Origin of the sequence: Streptomyces sp. 840.1, from assembly GCF_003751445.1 — a bacterium.
Lineage (GTDB): Bacteria > Actinomycetota > Actinomycetes > Streptomycetales > Streptomycetaceae > Streptomyces.
In genome coordinates this window covers 5,514,887-5,533,980 of sequence record NZ_RJUU01000001.1, presented here as the reverse complement: position 1 = coordinate 5,533,980, position 19,094 = coordinate 5,514,887, and the positions used below count along the sequence as shown (strand labels likewise).

The following is a 19,094-nucleotide window of genomic DNA, read 5'->3' as shown; positions in this document are numbered from 1 at the left end:
CCTTAGGCTGGCGGTGACCGCTTGGAGGAGCACATGGAACGGGACAGCGTGGACGAGGGCTTCGTCCGGGAGCTGGTCGGGGACCGGTACCCGGATCTGGCCGGCCTGGAGATCCGGCGGGTTCCGTCGGGCTGGGACAACCAGCTCTGGCGGCTCGGGGACGAGCTGGTCGTCCGGCTGCCGATGACCGAGCGCGCGCCCGGTCTGCTGCGCAAGGAGTTCCGATGGCTCCCCGAACTCGCCGGGCGCCTGCCGCTGCCCGTACCGACGCCGAGGTACCTCAACGAGCCGGACGCGCGGTTCCCCCGGCCGTGGACCCTGGCGAACTGGGTTCCGGGCGAGCCGGCGGACGGCGCCGAGGTGACCGACGCCGCCCGGTCGGTGGCGAACCTCGCGGGGTTCCTCCGTGCCCTGCACCGGCCGGCTCCGGCGGACGCCCCGAGGGACGAGGGGCGCGGCGGCCCGATCGCCACGGCCACCGGCGACTTCGAGGGCCTGCTCGCCGCGGTGACCGAGGCGGTCGACGTGCCCCGCGTGCGCCGGGTGTGGGACGAGGCGGTCGCGGCGCCCCGGTGGACGGGGCCCGCGGTCTGGCTGCACGCCGATCTGCACCCCGCCAACGTGGTGGTCGCCGACGGCGCGGTCTGCGGCATCGTCGACTTCGGTGACCTGTGCGCCGGAGATCCGGCCGTCGACCTCGCCGCCGCGTGGAAGCTGCTGCCGCAGGGCTCGGACGCGGACTTCTTCGACGCGTACGGAGAGACCGACGAGGCGACGGTGTGCCGGGCCCGGGGCCGGGCCGTGCTGAAGGCACTCGCGCTCGTCTCGGTGGGCCGGGCGTGGGACCGGGGCCTTCCCGGCGGCCAGCCGACCTGGGGCAGGGCCGGCCACCGGATCCTGGAGCGGGTCTTCGCCTCCGCCGTCTGAGGGCTGCCCGCAGGGGCCGGCCCCGGCCGGCGCCCGCCGCCGGTCAGGCCGCCGGACCGGCGCCCTGCCGCTTCTGTTCGCGGATCATGTCGCGGTACCAGGCGTACGAGTCCTTCGGGGTGCGGCGCAGCGTCTCGTAGTCGATGTGGACCAGACCGAAGCGCTTGCTCGCCCCCTCGATCCATTCGATGTTGTCGGTGAGCGACCAGGTGAAGTAGCCGCGTACGTCGACGCCCTCGTCGATGGCCGACCGCAGCGAGTTCAGGTGGGCGTCGAGGAAGGCGATCCGGCGGGTGTCCTCGGCCGGTTCGTCGAAGGCGCAGCCGTTCTCGGTGATGTAGAGCGGCGGGAGCCGGTCGCCGTAGTGGGCACTCAGCTGGACGAGGGTCTCGCGCAGCCCGTCGGGGACGACGGGCCAGCCGAAGTCGGTCGTCTCGTATCCCTCGATCTCCCTTATCCCGAAGGGGAGTTCGTCGGGCATGCCGAAGCCGGCGAAGGTGTCGAGGGCGTCCGCCCTGGGCGCGCCGACGAGCGTGGGGTTGTAGTAGTTGACCCCGTACCAGTCGAGCGGTGTGGAGATGGTCCGCAGATCGTCCTCGACCGGGCCGGGCATCAGGGCGGCGAAGTTCTCGTCGGGGTAGCGGCCGGTGAGGAGCGGGTCGGAGAACAGCCGGTTGGTGAGGGTGTCGTACAGGCCGGCGGCGAAGCGGTCCTCCTCGCTCTCGCCCGCGGTCCAGACCGGGGAGTGCGAGACGGCGATGCCGATGTTCCCGGCGCCCGCGGCCCGCAGGGCGCCCACGGCCAGGCCGTGGGCGAGGAGCTGGTGGTGGGCGGCGGGCAGCGCGTCGAAGAGGAGGGCGCGGCCGGGAGCGTGCTCGCCGAGTGCGTAGCCGAGCATGGTCACTTCGGCGGGTTCGTTGATGGTGATCCACATGGGCACGCGGTCCGCGAGGCGTTCGGCGACGATGCCGGCGTACTCGGCGAAGCGGTGGGCCGTGTCCCGGTTGAGCCAGCCGCCCGCCTCGTCCAGCGGGAGCGGGGTGTCCCAGTGGTAGAGGGTCGGGGCCGGGGTGATCCCGTGTGCGCAGAGCTCGTCGACGAGACGGTCGTAGAAGTCGAGCCCCTTGGCGTTGACCGGCCCGCTGCCGCCGGGGACGACGCGCGGCCAGCTCACGGAGAAGCGGAAGGCGTCGGCGCCGAGACCGGCCAGCAGGGCGACGTCCTCGCGGTAGTGGCGGTGGAAACCGGTGCCCCGCCCGGTGTCGGCGCCGTCCTTGATCCGGCCGGGCTGCGCGGCGAAGGCGTCCCAGCCGGACGGCCCCTTGCCGTCGGTGTCGGCGGCCCCCTCGGTCTGGAAGGCGGAGGCGGAGGCCCCCCAGAGGAAACCGGGCGGGAACGTCGGCACAGTCATCTCGGCCTCCACAGCCGTAGGTGAGACCGACCGGCAATCGGGGGCGGTCCATGAGGGAGTGCGTATGGCAGAAGTCGGCAGGGCAGTGATCAGAACCAGACCTTAATCGGCAGTAACGCGCTCGATCCAGTGCTGTTGACCGGCGATCGCGGCTGCTGCCGGCCGTGGGCCGGGACGAGGAGACGAGGAGCGTCGCATGCTGTTCGACGTATGGGCACCGGATGCGGAGTCGGCCGGTCTGCGGCTGGCCGGTGAGCTGCGGCCCATGGAACGCGATCCCGGACGGGCCGGCTGGTGGACGGCGGAGGCGGCGGCCGGGGACGGCGACCGCTACGGCTTCGTGCTCGACGGCGGGCCGGTGCTCCCCGACCCGCGCTCGCGCCGCCAGCCGGACGGGCCGGACGGCGAGAGCGCGGTCGTCGACCACCGCGCGTACGCATGGCGCTCCGACTGGGCGGGGCGCGGGCTGCCGGGCGCCGTCCTGTACGAGCTGCACATCGGCACGTACACCGGCGAGGGCACCTTCGACGCGGCGGCCGCGCGGCTGGGGCACCTGGCCGAACTGGGCGTCACCCATGTGTCCCTGATGCCGGTCTGCCCCTTCCCCGGTGTGCACGGCTGGGGGTACGAGGGGGTGTCGCTGTGGGCCGTGCACGAGCCGTACGGCGGCCCGGAGGGACTGAAGCGCTTTGTCGACACGGCGCACGGGCTCGGGCTCGCCGTCGTTCTGGACGTGGTCCACAACCACCTGGGCCCCTCGGGCAACTACCTGCCGCTCTTCGGCCCGTACTTCACCGAGACGCACCACACGCCGTGGGGCGCGGCGGTCAATCTGGACGCGCCGGGCTCCGACGAGGTGCGGGCGTTCCTGCTCGGCAGCGCGCTCGCCTGGCTGCGCGACTACCGGCTGGACGGCCTGCGGCTCGACGCGGTGCACGCGCTGGCCGACAACCGGGCGCTGACGTTCCTGGAGGAACTGTCGGCGGCGACGGACGCGCTCGCCGCCGAACTGGGCCGGCCGCTCTCCCTGATCGCGGAGTCCGACCTCTGCGACCCGCGCACGACGACGCCCCGGGATTCGGGCGGCACCGGTCTGCACGCGCAGTGGAACGACGACTTCCACCACTGCCTGCACACCGCCCTCACCGGTGAGGCCCAGGGCTACTACGCGGACTTCGCCGTCGCCCCGCTCGCCGCGCTGGCCAGGACCGTGTCGGGCGCCTTCTTCCACAACGGCACGTACTCCGGCTTCCGCGGGCGTACGCACGGCCGTCCCGTCGACGTCACCCGCACCGCCGCCCACCGCTTCGTCGGCTACGCCCAGACCCACGACCAGATCGGCAACCGGGCGCTCGGGGACCGGCTCGCCGCCTCCCTCTCCCCCGGTCAGCTGGCCTGTGCGGCGGCTCTCGTGCTCACCGGCCCGTTCACACCGATGCTCTTCATGGGCGAGGAGTGGGGCGCCCGTACGCCCTGGCAGTTCTTCACCGACCACACCGATCCGGAGCTGGCCGAGGCGGTGCGCACCGGCAGGCGGCGGGAGTTCGGCGCGCACGGCTGGGCCGAGGAGGACATCCCGGACCCGCAGGACCCGGCCACCCGGGACCGCTCCTGTCTGGACTGGAGCGAACCGGGGCGGGAGCCGCACGCCCGGCTGCACGCCTGGTACCGCGAGCTGATCGCGCTGCGCCGCGCCATGCCCGACCTCTGCGACCCGGATCTGGCGACGGTGAAACCGGCGTACGACGACCAGGCGCGCTGGTTCGCCTTCCGCAGGGGCGATCTGCGGATCGCGGTCAACCTGGACGAGAAGCCCGCCACGATCCCGCTCGGCGGCGGCCGGCACCGCAGCGGCGGGGGCCGGGTGCTGGCCGCCTGGCAGCCGGTGGAGGCGCCCGGCGCCGACGGCCTGCTGCACCTTCCGGCGGAGTCCTGCGTGGTACTGGCCGACGGCTGAGCCGCAGGCGTGCCGGCTGACGGCTGGGATGCCTCGGGCCGCGGCCGTAACTCACTTGCTTTGAAGTGCACTTCAACTCGTAGCCTCCTGATGGAAACGAACGAGGGGACACCATGAAGCAGCGATTTCTCGGCCGGTCCGGGCTACGCGTCAGCGAACTCTGCCTGGGCACCATGACCTTCGGCCAGGACACCGACGAGGCGGGCGCGCACCGGGTGCTCGACGCCTTCACGGAGGCCGGCGGCACCTTCATCGACACGGCGGACGTCTACCATCAGGGCGTCTCCGAGGAGATCGTGGGCCGCTGGCTGAAGGGCCGCACCCGCGACGACCTGGTCGTCGCCACCAAGGTGTTCGGCACGACGGGCGAGGCGCCCAACGCGGGCGGACTCAGCCGCAAGCACATCCTCTCGGCGGTCGAGGCGAGCCTGCGGCGGCTCGGCACCGACCACATCGACCTCTACCAGACGCATGTGTGGGACGCGACGACACCGGTCGAGGAGACCCTGTCCACGCTCGACACCCTGGTGAAATCCGGCAAGGTGCGCTACCTCGGTGCGAGCAACCTCTCCGCCTCGCAGCTCCAGCGCGCCCAGGACCTGGCCGCCCGCAACGGCTGGGAGCGCTACATCAGCCTCCAGCCGCTCTACAACCTCCTCGCCCGCGAGGTGGAATGGGAGCTGGCGCCGGTGAGCGAGGCGGAGGGCGTCGGCATCATCCCGTGGAGCCCGCTCCAGGGCGGCTGGCTGACCGGCAAGTACCGGCGCGGCATGAGCGAGGCCGCGCCGGACACCCGCGAGGCCCGCTACCAGCGGGAGCTGGGGCGCGAGGCCTGGCGGGAGCGGGACAACGACGAGACCTGGCGGGTCGTCGAGGCCGTCGTCGCCGTCGCCGAGGAGACCGGGCACACCCCGGCTCAGGTGTCCCTGCGCTGGCTGCTCGGCCGGCCGGCCGTGGCCGCGCCCATCGTGGGGGTGCGGACGGTCGGGCAGCTCGCCGACAACCTGGGCGCGGTGGGCTGGGAACTGACGCCGGAGCAGACGGCACGGCTGGACGAGGCGAGTGCCCGTCCGCTGCCGTACCCGTACGACGTGCTGCACCGGTTCCGCGACCGCGAGCCGCAGGGCTGACCGGCGGCGGACCGGCGGCCGCTACTCGACGATCGCCAGCTCGCGGGCGGTGGCGTTGAGGCGGCGGCCGCCGTCCTCGGTGACCGTGACGATGTCCTCGATCCGGACGCCGAAGCGGCCCGGCAGGTAGATGCCGGGCTCCACGGAGAAGCACATGCCGGGGACGAGCCGCTGCTCCTCGCCCTCGATCATGTACGGGGGCTCGTGGGTGGTGACCCCGATGCCGTGGCCGGTGCGGTGGATGAAGCGGTCGCCGTAGCCGAACCCGGTGATGACGGCGCGGGCCGCCCGGTCGATGTCCTGGCAGGCGGCGCCGGGCCGGACCGCGTTGCAGCCCGCCTCCTGGGCCTCCCGCACGATGTCGTGGACCCGCTGCTCCTCGGCGGTGGGTTCACCGACGTGGACGGTGCGGGAGGTGTCGGAGCCGTAGCCGTGCTTGAGGCCGCCGAAGTCGAGGACGACCATGTCGCCGTGTTCGATGGCCCGGTCGCCCGCCTCGTGGTGCGGGTTGGCGCCGTTCGGCCCGGAGCCCACCACCGTGAAGTCGACCTGGGAGTGGCCGTACTCGGTGAGCAGCCGGGCCAGATCGGCGGCGACCTCGGTCTCCCTGCGGCCGGCGAAGCGGACCTTGAGGATGTGCTCGTACGTGGCGTCGGCGGCGGCCCCGGCCGCGGCGATCCGCTCCAGCTCGGCGGCGTCCTTCACGGCGCGCAGCATCGGCAGCGCCTCGGTGAGGGAGGCGTAGGAGGTCCCGGGCAGCCGCTGCTGGAGGCCGAGCAGATGCATCGCCCAGGCGTTGTCGCTGATCCCGAACCGGCCCTCCGTGCCGAGCAGCGGCGCGGTGACGGCGTAGGGGTCCTTGCCGTCCGTCCAGTCCCGCAGGGTCAGGGCGGGCGCTCCGGCGCACTTCTCGGCGTCCGGCGCCTCCAGGGTCGGCACGACCAGGACGGGGTCCTGCCCTGCCGCGATTACCAGGAGGGTGAGGCGTTCGGTGTCGGCGGTGGGCCGGTACCCGGTCAGGTGGACCATGTCGGGTCCGGGCGCGACCAGCACGCCCGCGAGTCCGGCGGCGGCCGCGCTCTCCGCGGCCCGCGCCATCCGGGCCCGGTAGTCGTCTGCGGTGAACGGCACGGGCTGGTTCGGGCTGGACATGCGGGACCTCCTGGCGGCGCGGAACGGCTCCCTGCATCCTGCCGGTGCGGGGCGCCGGACGCGAGCGGTCAGGGGCGGTGCCGGTGCGGTTCCTGATCCGCCCCGGGGGCCGGTAGCGGCCCCGTGGCCCGTCCCGGCCGCACGACGAGGTCGGCCCGGTCCCGGTCCCGGGCGACGAGCCGGGCGTTGTCCTCGTCGGAACCGGCGGCCCAGCGCTCCGCGTACGGGCGCGGCTTCCCGAACCGCACGTGCCGGTCGACGAGTCGGCGGATCCGGACGTCCCTGTCGAGCTCCAGGTACCAGGCCTTGTCGAGCAGCCCGCGCACCGGCGCCCAGCCGCCCTCCGCGTACAGCAGGTAGTTCCCCTCGGTGATGACGAGCGGGACGTCCGGGGCGACCGGGACGGAGCCGGCGACGGGCTCCTCCAGGGCCCGGTCGAAGGCGGGCGCGTACACGACGGTGTCCGGCTCGGGGTCGCGCAGCCGCCTCAGCAGTGCGGCGTACCCGGCGGCGTCGAAGGTGTCGGGGGCGCCCTTGCGGTCCGCCCGGCCGAGCCGTTCCAGTTCGGCCTGGGCGAGGTGGAAACCGTCCATGGGCACGAGCACGGCGAGCGGCCCGAGGGCGTCGGCGAGCTGCCCGGCCAGCGTGGACTTCCCGGCTCCCGGCGGCCCGGCGATGCCGAGCACACGGCGGTTCCCGGCCAGGGCGAGGCGGCGCGCGCGGGCGGTCAGCCCGGTGAGGTCACTGGTGTCCATGGCGGATATTGTCCCGCTACGGCCCGGCGGCTCCGGCCCGTACCCCATCCACCGCGCCGAGCACCGAGGACCCCCATGCCGCACATCGCCCTGGTCACCCTGGTCGTCCGCGACTACGACGAGGCACTCGCCTTCTACACCGACGCCCTCGGCTTCGAGCTGGTGGAGGACACCGACCGGGGCGACGGCTCCCGCTGGGTGGTCGTCCGGCCGCGCGGTACGCGAGGGATCGGGTTGCTGCTGGCCCGCGCCAAGGACGAGGAGCAGGCGGCGAGCGTCGGGGCGCAGACCGGTGGCCGGGTCGGCTTCTTCCTGCACACGGAGGACTTCGCGGCCGACCACGCCCGCATGCTCGCGGCCGGGGTGCGGTTCCTGGAGGAGCCCCGGCACGAGGTCTACGGTTCGGTCGCGGTCTTCGAGGACCTGTACGGCAACCGCTGGGACCTGCTCCAGCCCGCGTGAGAACCGAGGGCGCTGCGGACAGCGCTCAGCGCGGCCCGTTGCCCTCCAGGTAGGCCAGCACCGCGAGGACCCGGCGGTGGACCGTACCGTCGTCCGCTCCGAGACCCAGCTTGGCGAAGATCGACCCGATGTGTTTGCTCACCGCCCGTTCCGTGACGACGAGTTCGGCGGCGATGGTGCCGTTCGCCTTGCCCTGGGCCATCAGCTCCAGGACCTCCCGCTCGCGGGGCGTGAGGCTCAGCAGGGGCTTCGCGGACGCCTTGCGGGTCATCAGCTGGCTCACCACCTCCGGGTCGAGCGCAGTGCCGCCGTCCACCACCCGGTCGGGCGCCTGGAGGAACTCGTCGACCCGGCCGACCCGGTCCTTGAGCAGATAGCCGATGCCCCGCGCGCCCCGGGCGAGCAGCTCGGCGGCGTAGGTCTCCTCGACGTACTGCGAGAGGACCAGGATCGGCAGGCCGGGGAGTTCCTCGCGGGCGGGGACGGCGGCGCGCAGCCCCTCGTCGCGGAAGGTGGGCGGCAGCCGGACGTCGAGCACGGCGGCGTCCGGGCGGTGCTCCAGCAGGGCGGGCAGCACCTCGGGCCCGGCCGCGACGTCGGCCACCACCTCGTGGCCCGAGCTGGTGAGCAGCAGGATCAGGCCCTCGCGCAACAGGGCGTTGTCCTCCGCGATCACGATCCGCACGGCAGCTCCACTTCGATGTCGGTCGGCCCGCCGATGGGGCTGCTGATGCGGGTGGTGCCGTCCAGGGCGGCGATCCGCCGCCTGATCCCGACCAGCCCGCTGCCGGCGCCCTCGTCGGCGCCGCCACGGCCATCGTCCCCGATGGACACGAGCAGTACGCCGGGGGCCCGGCCGATCCGCACGCTCGCGGCCGTCGCGGCGCTGTGCTTGCTGATGTTGGTGAGCGCCTCGGCGACCACGAAGTACGCGGCGGCCTCGATCGCGGCGGGGAGCCGGCGCCCGTCCTGGACGCCGTCGAGTCCGACCGTGACGGGAATGCCCGCCCCGGCGGCCAACGCCCGCACGGCACCCTCCAGTCCGCGGTCGGTCAGCACCGGCGGATGGATGCCGCGCACGACGTGCCGCAGTTCGGCCAGTGCCGCCTCGGCGCCGTCCTGGGCCTCGTCCAGGCGTTGGCGGGCGGCGGTCGGGTCGCGGTCCAGGAGCTGCTTGGCGAGGCCGACCCGCATCGACAGGGCGACGATCCTGGCCTGGGCGCCGTCATGCAGATCCCGTTCGATGCGCCGGAGTTCGGCGCCGTGCGCCTCGACCGCGCCGGCCCGGCTCTCCGTCAGCTGGTCGATGCGCTCGGCGAGCTCGGCGGACGGCGACGCGGTGAGCAGGGACCGGGTCCAGCTCGCGGAGAGCTCCGCGAGCACGGGGTGCCAGCGCAGCACCCAGCCGCGGCGCACGGGCGGTGGTGTGCCGTACTCGTCCGAGGTGCGCCGGTCCAGCAGGTGCACGACACAGAGGGCGGCCCCGTCCACCAGCAGCCCGACCGGCCACAGCACCATCGTGAGGTAGCCGAGGCCGTTGCCGATGAGGGCCTGGGCCGGCAGCCAGAGGGCCTCGCGCCGGTTCGTGGGGTCGGTGAGCACCCGCTTGACCCGCTCGGACAGCTCGCCCCGGTCCAGCGGCAGGTACCGCGTCGGGCGGAACGGCACACCGAGGTACGCGGCCGCCCTGCGCCGCTCGGACTCCGCGCAGCGGTGCAGCACCTTGGCCGCCTCCGGCAGGGCGGGCAGCCCGATGATCACGGCGCCGAACAGCAGGACCGCCACCACCAGGAACGTTCCGACATAGGCGAGCAGCGCGACGGGGATGCCGATGAGGAGGTAGCGCGAAGCACGCCACGAATTCCGGACGGCGGCCACCAGCGGGGTGGGAGTGGTGCTCATGACACACCACGTTACGGGGGCCGGCCCGGCACCGGAGTGGCGTGTCCCCCACGGTCCGTGGTGTAGCCGGCTGCACCCCCGCCCGGGAGCCCGCACCCTGTTCCCCGCACGCCCCTGCTCATAGCGTTTACGCAGGTCAGCAAGTACGTATGGCAGAAGCGAGGGGACCAGGGTGGACACATTCACGGCGGTGCACACGGCGGCGCTCGAGCTGGAGTCGGTGAGCCGGCACCACGGGCGGCGCGGCAGCGGCCGGGAGGTGGCCGCCCTGGACACGGTGAGCTGTACGGTCCCGGCCGGGAGCTTCACCGCCGTGGTCGGCCCCTCCGGTTCGGGCAAGAGCACGTTCCTGCAGTGCGCGGCCGGCCTCGACCGCCCGTCGTCGGGGACGGTACGGATCGCCGGCACCGATCTCGGCCGGCTCTCCGAGGCCGCGCTGACGCGGCTGCGCCGGGACCGGATCGGCTTCGTCTTCCAGTCGCACGCACTGAATCTGGTGCCCTCGCTGAGCATCGAGGAGAACGTCGTGCTGCCGCTGGTGCTGGCCGGCGCCGACCCCGGCGCGGCGCGCCTCCTGGACCGGGGGCGGCGGCTGCTGGACCGGGTCGGGCTGTCCGGGCGCGGCAGCGGCGGACCGACGACCCTGTCCGGCGGTGAGCAGCAACGGGTCGCGGTGGCACGGGCGCTGGTGACAGAGCCCGAGGTGGTCTTCGCGGACGAGCCGACCGCTTCGCTCGACCCGGAGTCCGGGGCGCTGGTCCTCGGGCTGCTGCGGGACGCGGTACGGCTCGACGGCCGGACGGTCGTGATGGTCACCCATGATCCGGTGGCGGCGGGCTGGGCCGACACGGTACTGACGATGGACGGCGGCCGGCTGCGATGAGTGACACGAAGGCGCGTGACGGCAAGAGGCGCGGCAGCGGGCCCCGCACCGGCGACGGCCCGCGGGCCGGGGCGGGCGGCGGGCGTGGCGGCGCGGGCGCACGGGCGGGGATGCGGCGGGCCTCGGCGTTCCTGGCCCGGCGCTCGCTGAGGACCCACCGGCGTTCCTGGGCCGCGGTGTTCGCGGCGGCGGCCGCCGCCTCGGCGCTGCTCGGGGCGTTCGCCCTGGTGCTCGGCTCACTGCTGCTGACGGGGCCGCCGGTGGAACGGTACGCCGGGGCCGACGCGGTGGTGGTGGCCGACCAGCGGGTCACGTACACGGCGAAGCCGTGGGGCAGCGAGCCGCAGACGGCGACCGCGCACCTGCCGGAACGGGTCCGCCTGGACCGCTCGGTGGTGGCGCGGGCGGCGGCGGCCGACGGCGTGGCACGGGCGGTCGCGGACGACTCGGTCCCGGTGGTGGCGGGCCGCGGTATCTCGGCCGTCGGGCGCTCCTGGGACGCCGCTGCGCTCACTCCGTACGAGCTGACCGGCGGACGCGCGCCGCGTTCCGCGTCCGAGGTGGTCGTGGACTCCTCGCTCGCGGCCACGAGCGGCGGGCCCGGTGGCCGGGTGACGCTCCAGGTCGACGGGGCGGCCCGGCGGTACACCGTCAGCGGGGTGGCCGGCGCCCGGCAGCGCGGCGGGTCGCCCGCCGTCTTCTTCACCGAGGCCCACCTCATCCAACTGGCCGGTCATCCCGGCACGGTGGACGCGATCGGCGTGGTGGCCGGGCGGGGCGTCTCCGACGGCGCGCTGCGGGCCGCCCTGGGCGACGCCGTGGCTGGGCACGGCGGGAAGGGCCACGGCGGAGAGGACCACGGCGGGGGTGAGCGCGGGGCCCGGGTGCTGACCGGGGCGGAGCGCGGCGAGGCCGAGCAGCTCGACGCGCCGGGCGCGCGCGGGGATCTGCTGGCGATGCTGGCGTCGGTCGCCGCGACGGTGGTCATGATCGCGCTGCTCGTGATCGCCACCACGCTCTCCCAGGCCGTCCACCAGCGGTCCGGCGAACTGGCGCTGCTCCGGGCGGTCGGGGCGACCCCCCGGCAGCTCCGGTCGGCCGTCGGCCGCGAGGCGAGCCGGGTGGCGGGCGCCGCCGCGCTGCTGGGCGCGGCCGGGTCCGTGCCGCTGGGGCTGCTGATGCGGTCGCTGCTGGCCACGGATCCGCTGCCGCTGCCGGTCCCGGTGTGGCTGCCGCTCGCGGCGGGCGCGGTGGGCGCGGTGATCGTCACGCTCGCGGCCCGGCCGGTGGCGCTGCTCGCGGCCCGCTCCATCACCCGGCTGCGGCCCGCCTCGGCCCTGGGCGCGGCGCGGGCGCCGGAGCCGGACGAGCCGGGCCGGGCGCGTACGGTCGCCGGGGTGCTGCTGGCGGTCGCGGGGCTCGGCTCGGCCGGTGCGGCGACCGCGCAGGGCGGCCAGGCGGCGGCGCTCGCCGCGTCGGCCGCCGCGACCTCGCTGATCATCGCGGTGGCGCTGCTCGGCCCGTGGGTCGCGCGGATCTCGATGCGGGTGCTCGGCGCGCCGGCCCGGCGGGCGGGCGGAGCCGCCGGGTTCCTGGCCGCCCGGTCCGCCGCCGCGCACAGCCGGCGGCTGGGTGCGGCGCTCACCCCCATCGTGCTGGTCGTCGCGTTCGTCTGCGTGCAGCTGGCGGCGGGCAGCACGCTGGAGCGGGCCGCCGGCCGCCAGGCATCGGACGCCCTGCGGGCGGACCTGGTGGTGACCGGCCCCGCCGCCGGTATCCCCTCGGACGCGGCCGATGCGGCGCGCGGGACCCCCGGGGTGGCCGCCGCGACGGGCCTGCTGCGGTCCGCGGTGGTCCTCGCCCACCGCGAGACCGGCGATCCGAAGCTGGACCGCTACCCGGTCCTGGGCGTCACGGCGGACCAGCTGTCCGGCACGCTCGACGCCCGGGTCACCTCGGGCGATCCGGCCGACCTCACCGGCCGGGACACGGTAGCGGTCGGCAGGGACCGGGCCGGCGAACTCGGCGCGGGCGTCGGCGACCTGGTGCGACTGCGCCTGGGCGACGGTACGCGGGTACGGCTGCGGGTGGTCGCGGTCTACGAACGCTCACTGGGCCTGGGCGAGTTCATGCTGCCGCGCGAGGCGCTCGCCGCCCACGTATCGGCGCCGCGCGACCGGCAGATCCTGGTGCGCTCGAAGGGCCGGGACGCCGCGTCGGCGCTACGGCGCGCGCTCGCACCGTACGAAGGGCTGCGGGTCCGGGCGGCGACGGCCGACGACGTACGGATCAGCCCGTCGTCATCGGCGCAGGACGACGCGCTGGTCGTCATCGGTGTGGGCGTGATCGGCGGCTTCGCGCTGCTGGCGGTGGTCAGCACCCTCGCCCTGATCACGGTCGGCCGCCGCCCCGAGTTCCGCCTGCTGCGGCTGGTCGGCGCGGGACGCGGCCAGCTGCTGCGGATGCGGGTCCTGGAGACGGGCCTGATATCGGTGGCCGGGCTGGCCATCGGGACCCTGGTCGCGGCGGTCCCGCTGACCGCGTTCGCGCTGAGCGCGACGGGCTCCCTGCCCTCCCTCCCGCCCGAGCGGTACGGCGTACTGGCGCTGACCGTGACGGTGGCCGCGGCGGCGGGCACGCTGCTCCCGGGGGCGGGCGGCGCGGGCCGGCGCGGCGGCCGGGGCTGAGGCGGCCGGGGGCGCCGTCCCCGGCGGTGGCCCCCGTCCCGTCCGCTGAACGCCCGACGCGCCAGGCCGCGTTCGGCGCGAGTACCGCAAGCCGCGTGCCGCACCGAACCCGTAAAACCGAACGCGTCACGCTCGTTGACACCGGAACAGCGAGACGTCAGTCTCCTGGGAGAGCGCTCTCCCATCTATTTCGGGACCCCGGTCCCGCACTCTTCCGCCTGGAGTGAATGTGCACAGACCTAGCGCAGCCATGCCCGTGAGACCTCGCACGGGCACGTTGCTGATCACGCTTCTCGCCCTGCTCGCTTCGTCGTTGGTACTGCTGACCGCGACCTCCGCGCGAGCCGCCGAAACCCTGCTGTCACAGGGGAAGACGGCGACCGACTCCTCCCACGAGGGCGCCGCCTTCGCGGCCTCGGCCGCCGTGGACGGAAATCTGACCGGCACCCGCTGGGCCAGCGAATGGCGCGACCCGCAGTGGATCCAGGTCGACCTGGGGGCCACCGCGGACCTGAGCAGGGTCGTCCTGACCTGGGAGGCCGCCTACGGCAAGGCGTACGAGATCCAGGCCTCGGACAACGGGTCCGACTGGCGCACGCTGAAGACCGTGACCAACGGCGACGGCGGCACGGACGAGCTGGCCGTCTCCGGCTCCGGACGGTACGTCAGGATGTACGGCACCGCCCGGCCGGGCGGATACGGCTACTCCCTCTGGGAGTTCCAGGTGTACGGCACCACCGGCCCGCCCCCGGCCACCGGCGGAGCGGTGCGGGTCACCGGTTCGCAGGGCAACTGGCAGCTGAGCGTCGACGGCAAGCCGTACCAGGTGAAGGGCCTGACCTGGGGGCCGTCCGTCGCCGACGCGGGGCGCTACCTGCCGGACCTGAAGTCGATGGGCGTCAACACCATCCGCACCTGGGGCACCGACGGCTCCTCCAAGCCGCTGCTGGACGCGGCGGCTGCCAACGGGATCCGGGTCGTCAGCGGCTTCTGGCTCCAGCCGGGCGGCGGTCCGGGCAGCGGAGGGTGCGTCAACTACCTCACCGACGACGCGTACAAGTCGTCCTCGCTCACCGAGTTCGCCAAGTGGGTCGACACGTACAAGAACCACCCGGGCGTGCTGATGTGGAACGTCGGGAACGAATCGGTGCTCGGTCTCCAGAACTGCTACAGCGGTGACGAGCTGGAGAAGCAGCGCAACGCCTACACCACCTTCGTCAACGACGTGGCGAAGAAGATCCACACCATCGACCCGAACCACCCGGTGACCTCCACCGACGCGTGGACCGGCGCCTGGCCGTACTACAAGCGCAACGCGCCCGACCTGGACCTGTACTCGGTGAACTCCTACGGCGACATCTGCGGCGTCCGCACCGCCTGGGAGTCCGGCGGCTACAACAAGCCCTACATCATCACCGAGGGCGGCCCGGCCGGTGAGTGGGAGGTGCCCGACGACGCCAACGGCGTACCGGACGAGCCCACCGACGTGCAGAAGGCCGAGGGCTACACCAAGGCCTGGAACTGCATCACCGGCCACCAGGGCGTCGCACTCGGTGCCACGCTCTTCCACTACGGCACGGAGCACGACTTCGGCGGCGTCTGGTTCAACCTGGTGCCCGACGGCAAGAAGCGGCTCTCGTACTACGCCCTGAAGAAGGCGTACGCCGGCTCCACCGCGGGCGACAACACTCCGCCGGTCATCAGCAACATGACCGTGCAGAACGCCAACGGGGCGCCCGGCGGCAAGGAGTTCACCGTCCGCGCCGACGTCCGCGACCCGGACAACGACGCCCTGACGTACAAGATCTACCTCAGCGGGAACTACGCCACCGGGGACAAGGCCCTGGTCGAGGCGGAGTGGCGGTCCACCGGCAACGGCACCTTCGCGGTGAAGGCGCCGGAGCGGCTCGGGGTGTGGAAGGTCTACATCCAGGCCGAGGACGGACACGGCAACGCCGGTATCGAGACCAAGTCCGTCAAGGTGGTGGTGCCTCCGGTCACCGGCACCAACCTGGCACTCGGCCGGCCCGCCACCGCCTCCTCCGCACAGGCCGGCAGCAGCGGCTGCCCGTGCACCGCGGCGATGGCCTTCGACGGGAAGCTCGACACCCGCTGGGCCAGCGACTGGAGCGACCCCCAGTCGGTCCAGGTCGACCTGGGCGAGCGGAAGTCCTTCCGCCACCTCCAGCTGGTGTGGGACCCGGCGTACGCCAAGGCGTACGAGGTACTGGTCTCGGACGACGGCAGCAACTGGCGCTCGGTGTACTCCACCACCAGCGGCAACGGTGACGCCGACGACCTCGACATCGCCCAGACCGCCCGCTACGTGAAGCTCAACGCCACCCAGCGGGGTACCGCCTGGGGCTACTCCCTCTGGGAGTTCGGCATCTACAGCTGACCGCTGTCCGGCGCCGGTGCGGCGGGGGCGACGGCCCCCGCCGCACCGGCGCCTCAGCCCTTGCCGGCGCCGAGCCCGACCCCGCCCGCCGCCCCCGCCAGCGCGTCCAGCACCGGGGCGATCAGCGGATGCGCCTCCGCGCCCCGGCGTACCGCCGCGAACACCCGGCGCGTCGGGGCGCTGCCGTGCACCGGGCGGACCACCACACCGGTCAGGGCCATGCCGCGCAGCGCGGATCTGGGGACCAGGGCCACTCCGGCGTCCGCGCCGGCCAGGGCGACCACCGCGTGGAAGTCGTCCGAGGAGTGTTCGAGCCCCGGCTCGAAGCCCGCGTACTGGCAGGCCAGGACCACCACGTCGTGGCAGGGGTTGCCCGGGTAGGGGCCGATCCAGGTGTCCTTCGCCAGGTCGGCGATCGCCACCTGCTCCCGGTCCGCCAGCCGGTGCCGCACCGGGAGCACCGCGTCGAACGGTTCCGAGTACAGCGGCACCCGGGTCAGCCGGCGGTCGTCCTCCCCCGGTGCGCCCCGGTACTCGACGGCGACCGCCACATCGGCCTGGCGGTCGAGGACCATCGGGACGCTCGCGTCGCCCTCCGCGTCCTGGACCCGGACCCGGATGCCGGGGGCGGATTCGCTGAGGGCGGCGATCGCGGGGGCGAGAACGAGGCCGATGCCGGTGGCGAACGCGGCGACCGTGACCGTCCCGGCGTCGCCCGCGCCGTAGGCGGCGAGCTCCGCCTCGGCCCGCTCCAGCTGGGCCAGCACCGCGTTGGTGTGGGTCAGCAGGATCTCACCGGCCGAGGTGAGCCTGGCTCCCCTGGCGTTGCGCTCGACCAGCCGGTGCCCGGTCTCCTGCTCCAGCGCGGCCAGCTGCTGGGAGACGGCGGAGGGGGTCAGGTAGAGCGCGGCGGCCGCGGCCGTCACCGTGCGGTGGTCCGCCACCGCACGCAGAATGCGCAGCCGCCGAGCGTCGATCATGTGACCTATTGTCCCAGGTCGTGGAGGGCGTCCGGGACGCCCTCCACGACGGGGCCTACTCCCCCAGTGCCGCCCGCGCGTCGACGAACGCGTCGACCGCGCGGTTCACGTCCGCCGTGGAGTGCGCGGCGGACAGCTGGACGCGGATACGGGCCGCGCCCTGCGGGACGACCGGGTAGGAGAACCCGATCACGTACACACCGCGCTCAAGGAGAAGCTCCGCCATCCGGCCTGCCTTCGCCGCGTCCCCGATCATCACGGGGGCGATGGCGTGGTCGCCGGGCAGGACGTCGAAGCCTTCCTCGGTCATCCGGGTACGGAAGAGCGCGGTGTTGGCGTTGAGCTGCTCGCGCAGGTCACCGGCGGACTCCAGCAGGTCGATGACCTTCAGGGAGGCCGCCGCGATGACCGGGGCCAGCGAGTTGGAGAAGAGGTACGGGCGCGAGCGCTGGCGCAGCAGGGCGACGATCTCGGCGCGCGCGGCCACGTAGCCGCCGGAGGCGCCGCCGAGCGCCTTGCCGAGCGTGCCCGTGATGATGTCGACGCGGTCCATCACGTCGTGCAGCTCGGGCGTGCCGCGCCCGCCGGGGCCGACGAAGCCCACCGCGTGCGAGTCGTCGACCATGACCATGGCGTCGTAGCGCTCGGCCAGGTCGCAGATCTCGCGCAGCGGTGCGACGTAGCCGTCCATGGAGAAGACACCGTCGGTGACGATCAGGCGGCGCCGGGCGCCGGAGGCCTCCTTGAGCTGCTGCTCCAGGTCGGCCATGTCGCGGTTGGCGTAGCGGAAGCGCTTGGCCTTGCAGAGCCGGATGCCGTCGATGATCGAGGCGTGGTTGAGGGCGTCGGAGATGACCGCGTCCTCCGGGCCGAGGACGGTCTCGAAGACGCCGCCGTTGGCGTCGAAGCAGGAGGAGTAGAGGATCGTGTCCTCCTGGCCCAGGAAGGAGGAGAGCCGCTGCTCCAGCTCCTTGTGGACCTCCTGGGTGCCGCAGATGAAGCGGACCGAGGCCATGCCGTAGCCCCAGCGGTCCAGCGCCTGGTGGGCGGCGGCGATCACGTCGGGGTGGTCGGCGAGGCCCAGGTAGTTGTTGGCGCAGAAGTTGAGCACCTCGCCGGGGCGGCCTCCGGCGGTGACGGCGACGGTCGCGGACTGCGGGGTGCCGATCACGCGCTCGGGCTTGTGCAGCCCGGCGGCCTCGATCTCTTCGAGGGTGGTGCGCATGTCGTCGCGTACGGAGTCGAACATGAGGGGTGTCTCCCGGCTCGGTAGCTGGATACGGGGTGGTCAGCTGGACAGCGGGGGTGGTCAGCTGGACGGGGGCGGTCAGGCGGTCCAGTCGAGGATGACCTTGCCGCCGAGTCCGCTCGCGGCGTCGTCGAAGGCCGCCTCGAAGTCGCGGTAGCCGTAGCGGCCGGTGATCACGGGGGCGAGGTCGAGGCCGCCCTCCAGCAGGACGGACATGGCGTACCAGGTCTCGTACATCTCGCGGCCGTAGATGCCCTTGACGGTGATCATGGAGGTGACGATCCGGGACCAGTCGACGGCGAACTCCTCGGAGGGCAGTCCGAGCATCGCGATGCGGCCGCCGTGCGTCATGTTCGCGATCATCTCGCGCATCGCCTCGGGGCGGCCGGACATCTCCAGGCCGATGTCGAAGCCCTCGCGCAGTCCCAGCTCCCGCTGGCCGTCCGCGATGGTCTGCTGACCGACGTTGAGGGCGAGGCTGACGCCGACCTTGCGGGCGAGCTCCAGGCGGGCCTCACTGACGTCGGTGATGACGACGTTACGGGCACCGGCGTGCTTGGCGACGGCCGCGGCCATGATGCCGATCGGTCCCGCGCCGGTGATCAGGACGTCCTCACCGACGAGCGGGAACGAGAGCGCGGTGTGCACGGCGTTGCCGAACGGGTCGAAGATCGCCGCGACGTCGAGGTCGACCGAGACCCGATGCACCCACACGTTGGACGCGGGCAGCGCGACGTACTCCGCGAACGCCCCGTCGCGTCCGACGCCGAGCCCGACGGTGGAGCGGCAGAGGTGGCGGCGGCCGGCCAGGCAGTTGCGGCACTTGCCGCAGACGAGGTGTCCCTCGCCGCTGACCAGGTCGCCCACCGCGATGTCGACGACGTCCGCGCCGATCGCGGCGACCTCTCCGACGAACTCGTGGCCGAGGACGAGCGGCGTCTTCACGGCCTGCTGGGCCCAGCCGTCGTAGTTGCGGATGTGCAGGTCGGTACCGCAGATGCCGGTACGGAGGACCTTGATGAGCACGTCCGAGGGGCCGGTCTCCGGCTCGGGAACGTCCATCAGCCAGAGTCCCGGCTCGGCCTTCTGCTTCACGAGTGCCTTCACGGCTGCGGCTCCCTGTACCTGGTACGGCGTTGAGCTCCCCGGGCAGGGGGCATGCCTGAGGAAGCCTGCGGCCCGGGGAGGAATGAGGGGACGG

At 73.7% G+C, this 19,094-nt stretch carries 15 protein-coding genes; 7 read left to right on the top strand and 8 right to left on the bottom strand.

Translation table 11 applies throughout. The features are described 5' to 3' along the window. Window positions 1–33: 33 nt before the first annotated feature. The gene (locus EDD93_RS25310) at window positions 34–927 is read left to right on the top strand and encodes an aminoglycoside phosphotransferase family protein (RefSeq protein WP_123527325.1); all 894 of its coding nucleotides are present in this window, start codon (window positions 34–36) and stop codon (window positions 925–927) included. A gap of 43 nt (window positions 928–970) precedes the next feature. On the opposite strand, the gene EDD93_RS25305 is transcribed toward EDD93_RS25310, so the two are convergent. After that, window positions 971–2,338, bottom strand: a complete 1,368-nt coding sequence (locus EDD93_RS25305; RefSeq protein WP_123527984.1) for a GH1 family beta-glucosidase — start codon at window positions 2,336–2,338, stop codon at window positions 971–973. Window positions 2,339–2,534: 196 nt separating this feature from the next. Between EDD93_RS25305 and treZ the strand changes: the two genes are divergently transcribed. Further along, the gene (gene treZ / locus EDD93_RS25300; protein WP_123527324.1) at window positions 2,535–4,295 is read left to right on the top strand and encodes a malto-oligosyltrehalose trehalohydrolase; all 1,761 of its coding nucleotides are present in this window, start codon (window positions 2,535–2,537) and stop codon (window positions 4,293–4,295) included. Between the two features lie 113 nt (window positions 4,296–4,408). Then, a complete protein-coding gene (locus EDD93_RS25295; RefSeq protein WP_123527323.1) occupies window positions 4,409–5,425 on the top strand; it encodes an aldo/keto reductase in 1,017 nt (338 codons plus the stop codon). 21 nt (window positions 5,426–5,446) lie between these two features. On the opposite strand, the gene EDD93_RS25290 is transcribed toward EDD93_RS25295, so the two are convergent. Continuing rightward, window positions 5,447–6,577 carry an aminopeptidase P family protein gene (locus EDD93_RS25290; protein WP_123527322.1) on the bottom strand — a complete coding sequence of 377 codons (1,131 nt, stop codon included), beginning with the start codon at window positions 6,575–6,577 and terminating at the stop codon, window positions 5,447–5,449. A gap of 68 nt (window positions 6,578–6,645) precedes the next feature. Then, a complete protein-coding gene (locus tag EDD93_RS25285; protein WP_123527321.1) occupies window positions 6,646–7,332 on the bottom strand; it encodes a nucleoside/nucleotide kinase family protein in 687 nt (228 codons plus the stop codon). Between the two features lie 75 nt (window positions 7,333–7,407). Between EDD93_RS25285 and EDD93_RS25280 the strand changes: the two genes are divergently transcribed. Next, window positions 7,408–7,794, top strand: coding sequence for a VOC family protein (locus EDD93_RS25280; protein ID WP_123527320.1), 387 nt, complete (start codon window positions 7,408–7,410; stop codon window positions 7,792–7,794). A gap of 25 nt (window positions 7,795–7,819) precedes the next feature. On the opposite strand, the gene EDD93_RS25275 is transcribed toward EDD93_RS25280, so the two are convergent. Together EDD93_RS25275 and EDD93_RS25270 are read right to left on the bottom strand one after the other, a co-directional pair. Beyond that, entirely contained in the window at window positions 7,820–8,479 is a 660-nt protein-coding gene (locus tag EDD93_RS25275; RefSeq protein WP_123527319.1) for a response regulator transcription factor, read from the bottom strand. Then, window positions 8,467–9,696, bottom strand: coding sequence for a sensor histidine kinase (locus EDD93_RS25270; RefSeq protein WP_123527318.1), 1,230 nt, complete (start codon window positions 9,694–9,696; stop codon window positions 8,467–8,469). The genes EDD93_RS25275 and EDD93_RS25270 overlap by 13 nt, the downstream gene beginning before the upstream one ends. 172 nt (window positions 9,697–9,868) lie before the next feature. On the opposite strand from EDD93_RS25270, the gene EDD93_RS25265 reads away from it, so the two are divergent. The 3 genes from EDD93_RS25265 to EDD93_RS25255 all read left to right on the top strand — a co-directional run bounded on the left by EDD93_RS25265 (window position 9,869) and on the right by EDD93_RS25255 (window position 15,664). Beyond that, on the top strand, window positions 9,869–10,579 hold the full coding sequence (locus EDD93_RS25265) for an ABC transporter ATP-binding protein (RefSeq protein ID WP_260255862.1): 711 nt from the start codon (window positions 9,869–9,871) through the stop codon (window positions 10,577–10,579). After that, window positions 10,576–13,266 (top strand): ABC transporter permease, encoded by a 2,691-nt coding sequence (locus EDD93_RS25260; protein WP_398904838.1) that lies wholly within the window; start codon window positions 10,576–10,578, stop codon window positions 13,264–13,266. Before EDD93_RS25265 ends, EDD93_RS25260 begins: the two co-directional genes overlap by 4 nt. Before the next feature lie 250 nt (window positions 13,267–13,516). Then, window positions 13,517–15,664 carry a discoidin domain-containing protein gene (locus tag EDD93_RS25255; RefSeq protein WP_185092437.1) on the top strand — a complete coding sequence of 716 codons (2,148 nt, stop codon included), beginning with the start codon at window positions 13,517–13,519 and terminating at the stop codon, window positions 15,662–15,664. 53 nt (window positions 15,665–15,717) lie between these two features. Here the strand turns inward: EDD93_RS25255 and EDD93_RS25250 are convergent, their stop codons facing one another. From EDD93_RS25250 to tdh, 3 genes are all read right to left on the bottom strand, one after another. Next, window positions 15,718–16,644 (bottom strand): LysR family transcriptional regulator, encoded by a 927-nt coding sequence (locus EDD93_RS25250; RefSeq protein ID WP_123527316.1) that lies wholly within the window; start codon window positions 16,642–16,644, stop codon window positions 15,718–15,720. Between the two features lie 55 nt (window positions 16,645–16,699). Further along, entirely contained in the window at window positions 16,700–17,893 is a 1,194-nt protein-coding gene (locus EDD93_RS25245) for a glycine C-acetyltransferase (RefSeq protein WP_123527315.1), read from the bottom strand. Between the two features lie 78 nt (window positions 17,894–17,971). Further along, window positions 17,972–19,000, bottom strand: coding sequence for an L-threonine 3-dehydrogenase (gene tdh, locus EDD93_RS25240; RefSeq protein WP_123527314.1), 1,029 nt, complete (start codon window positions 18,998–19,000; stop codon window positions 17,972–17,974). Between the last annotated feature and the right edge of the window lie 94 nt (window positions 19,001–19,094).

Bases quoted from the DNA above. Each gene is read 5' to 3' on its own strand.
- EDD93_RS25310 (WP_123527325.1), top strand. From the start codon at position 34: ATGGAACGGGACAGCGTGGACGAGGGCTTCGTCCGGGAGCTGGTCGGG.
- EDD93_RS25305 (WP_123527984.1), bottom strand. From the start codon at position 2,338: ATGACTGTGCCGACGTTCCCGCCCGGTTTCCTCTGGGGGGCCTCCGCC.
- treZ (WP_123527324.1), top strand. From the start codon at position 2,535: ATGCTGTTCGACGTATGGGCACCGGATGCGGAGTCGGCCGGTCTGCGG.
- EDD93_RS25295 (WP_123527323.1), top strand. From the start codon at position 4,409: ATGAAGCAGCGATTTCTCGGCCGGTCCGGGCTACGCGTCAGCGAACTC.
- EDD93_RS25290 (WP_123527322.1), bottom strand. From the start codon at position 6,577: ATGTCCAGCCCGAACCAGCCCGTGCCGTTCACCGCAGACGACTACCGG.
- EDD93_RS25285 (WP_123527321.1), bottom strand. From the start codon at position 7,332: ATGGACACCAGTGACCTCACCGGGCTGACCGCCCGCGCGCGCCGCCTC.
- EDD93_RS25280 (WP_123527320.1), top strand. From the start codon at position 7,408: ATGCCGCACATCGCCCTGGTCACCCTGGTCGTCCGCGACTACGACGAG.
- EDD93_RS25270 (WP_123527318.1), bottom strand. From the start codon at position 9,696: ATGAGCACCACTCCCACCCCGCTGGTGGCCGCCGTCCGGAATTCGTGG.
- EDD93_RS25260 (WP_398904838.1), top strand. From the start codon at position 10,576: ATGAGTGACACGAAGGCGCGTGACGGCAAGAGGCGCGGCAGCGGGCCC.
- EDD93_RS25255 (WP_185092437.1), top strand. From the start codon at position 13,517: ATGCCCGTGAGACCTCGCACGGGCACGTTGCTGATCACGCTTCTCGCC.
- EDD93_RS25250 (WP_123527316.1), bottom strand. From the start codon at position 16,644: ATGATCGACGCTCGGCGGCTGCGCATTCTGCGTGCGGTGGCGGACCAC.
- EDD93_RS25245 (WP_123527315.1), bottom strand. From the start codon at position 17,893: ATGTTCGACTCCGTACGCGACGACATGCGCACCACCCTCGAAGAGATC.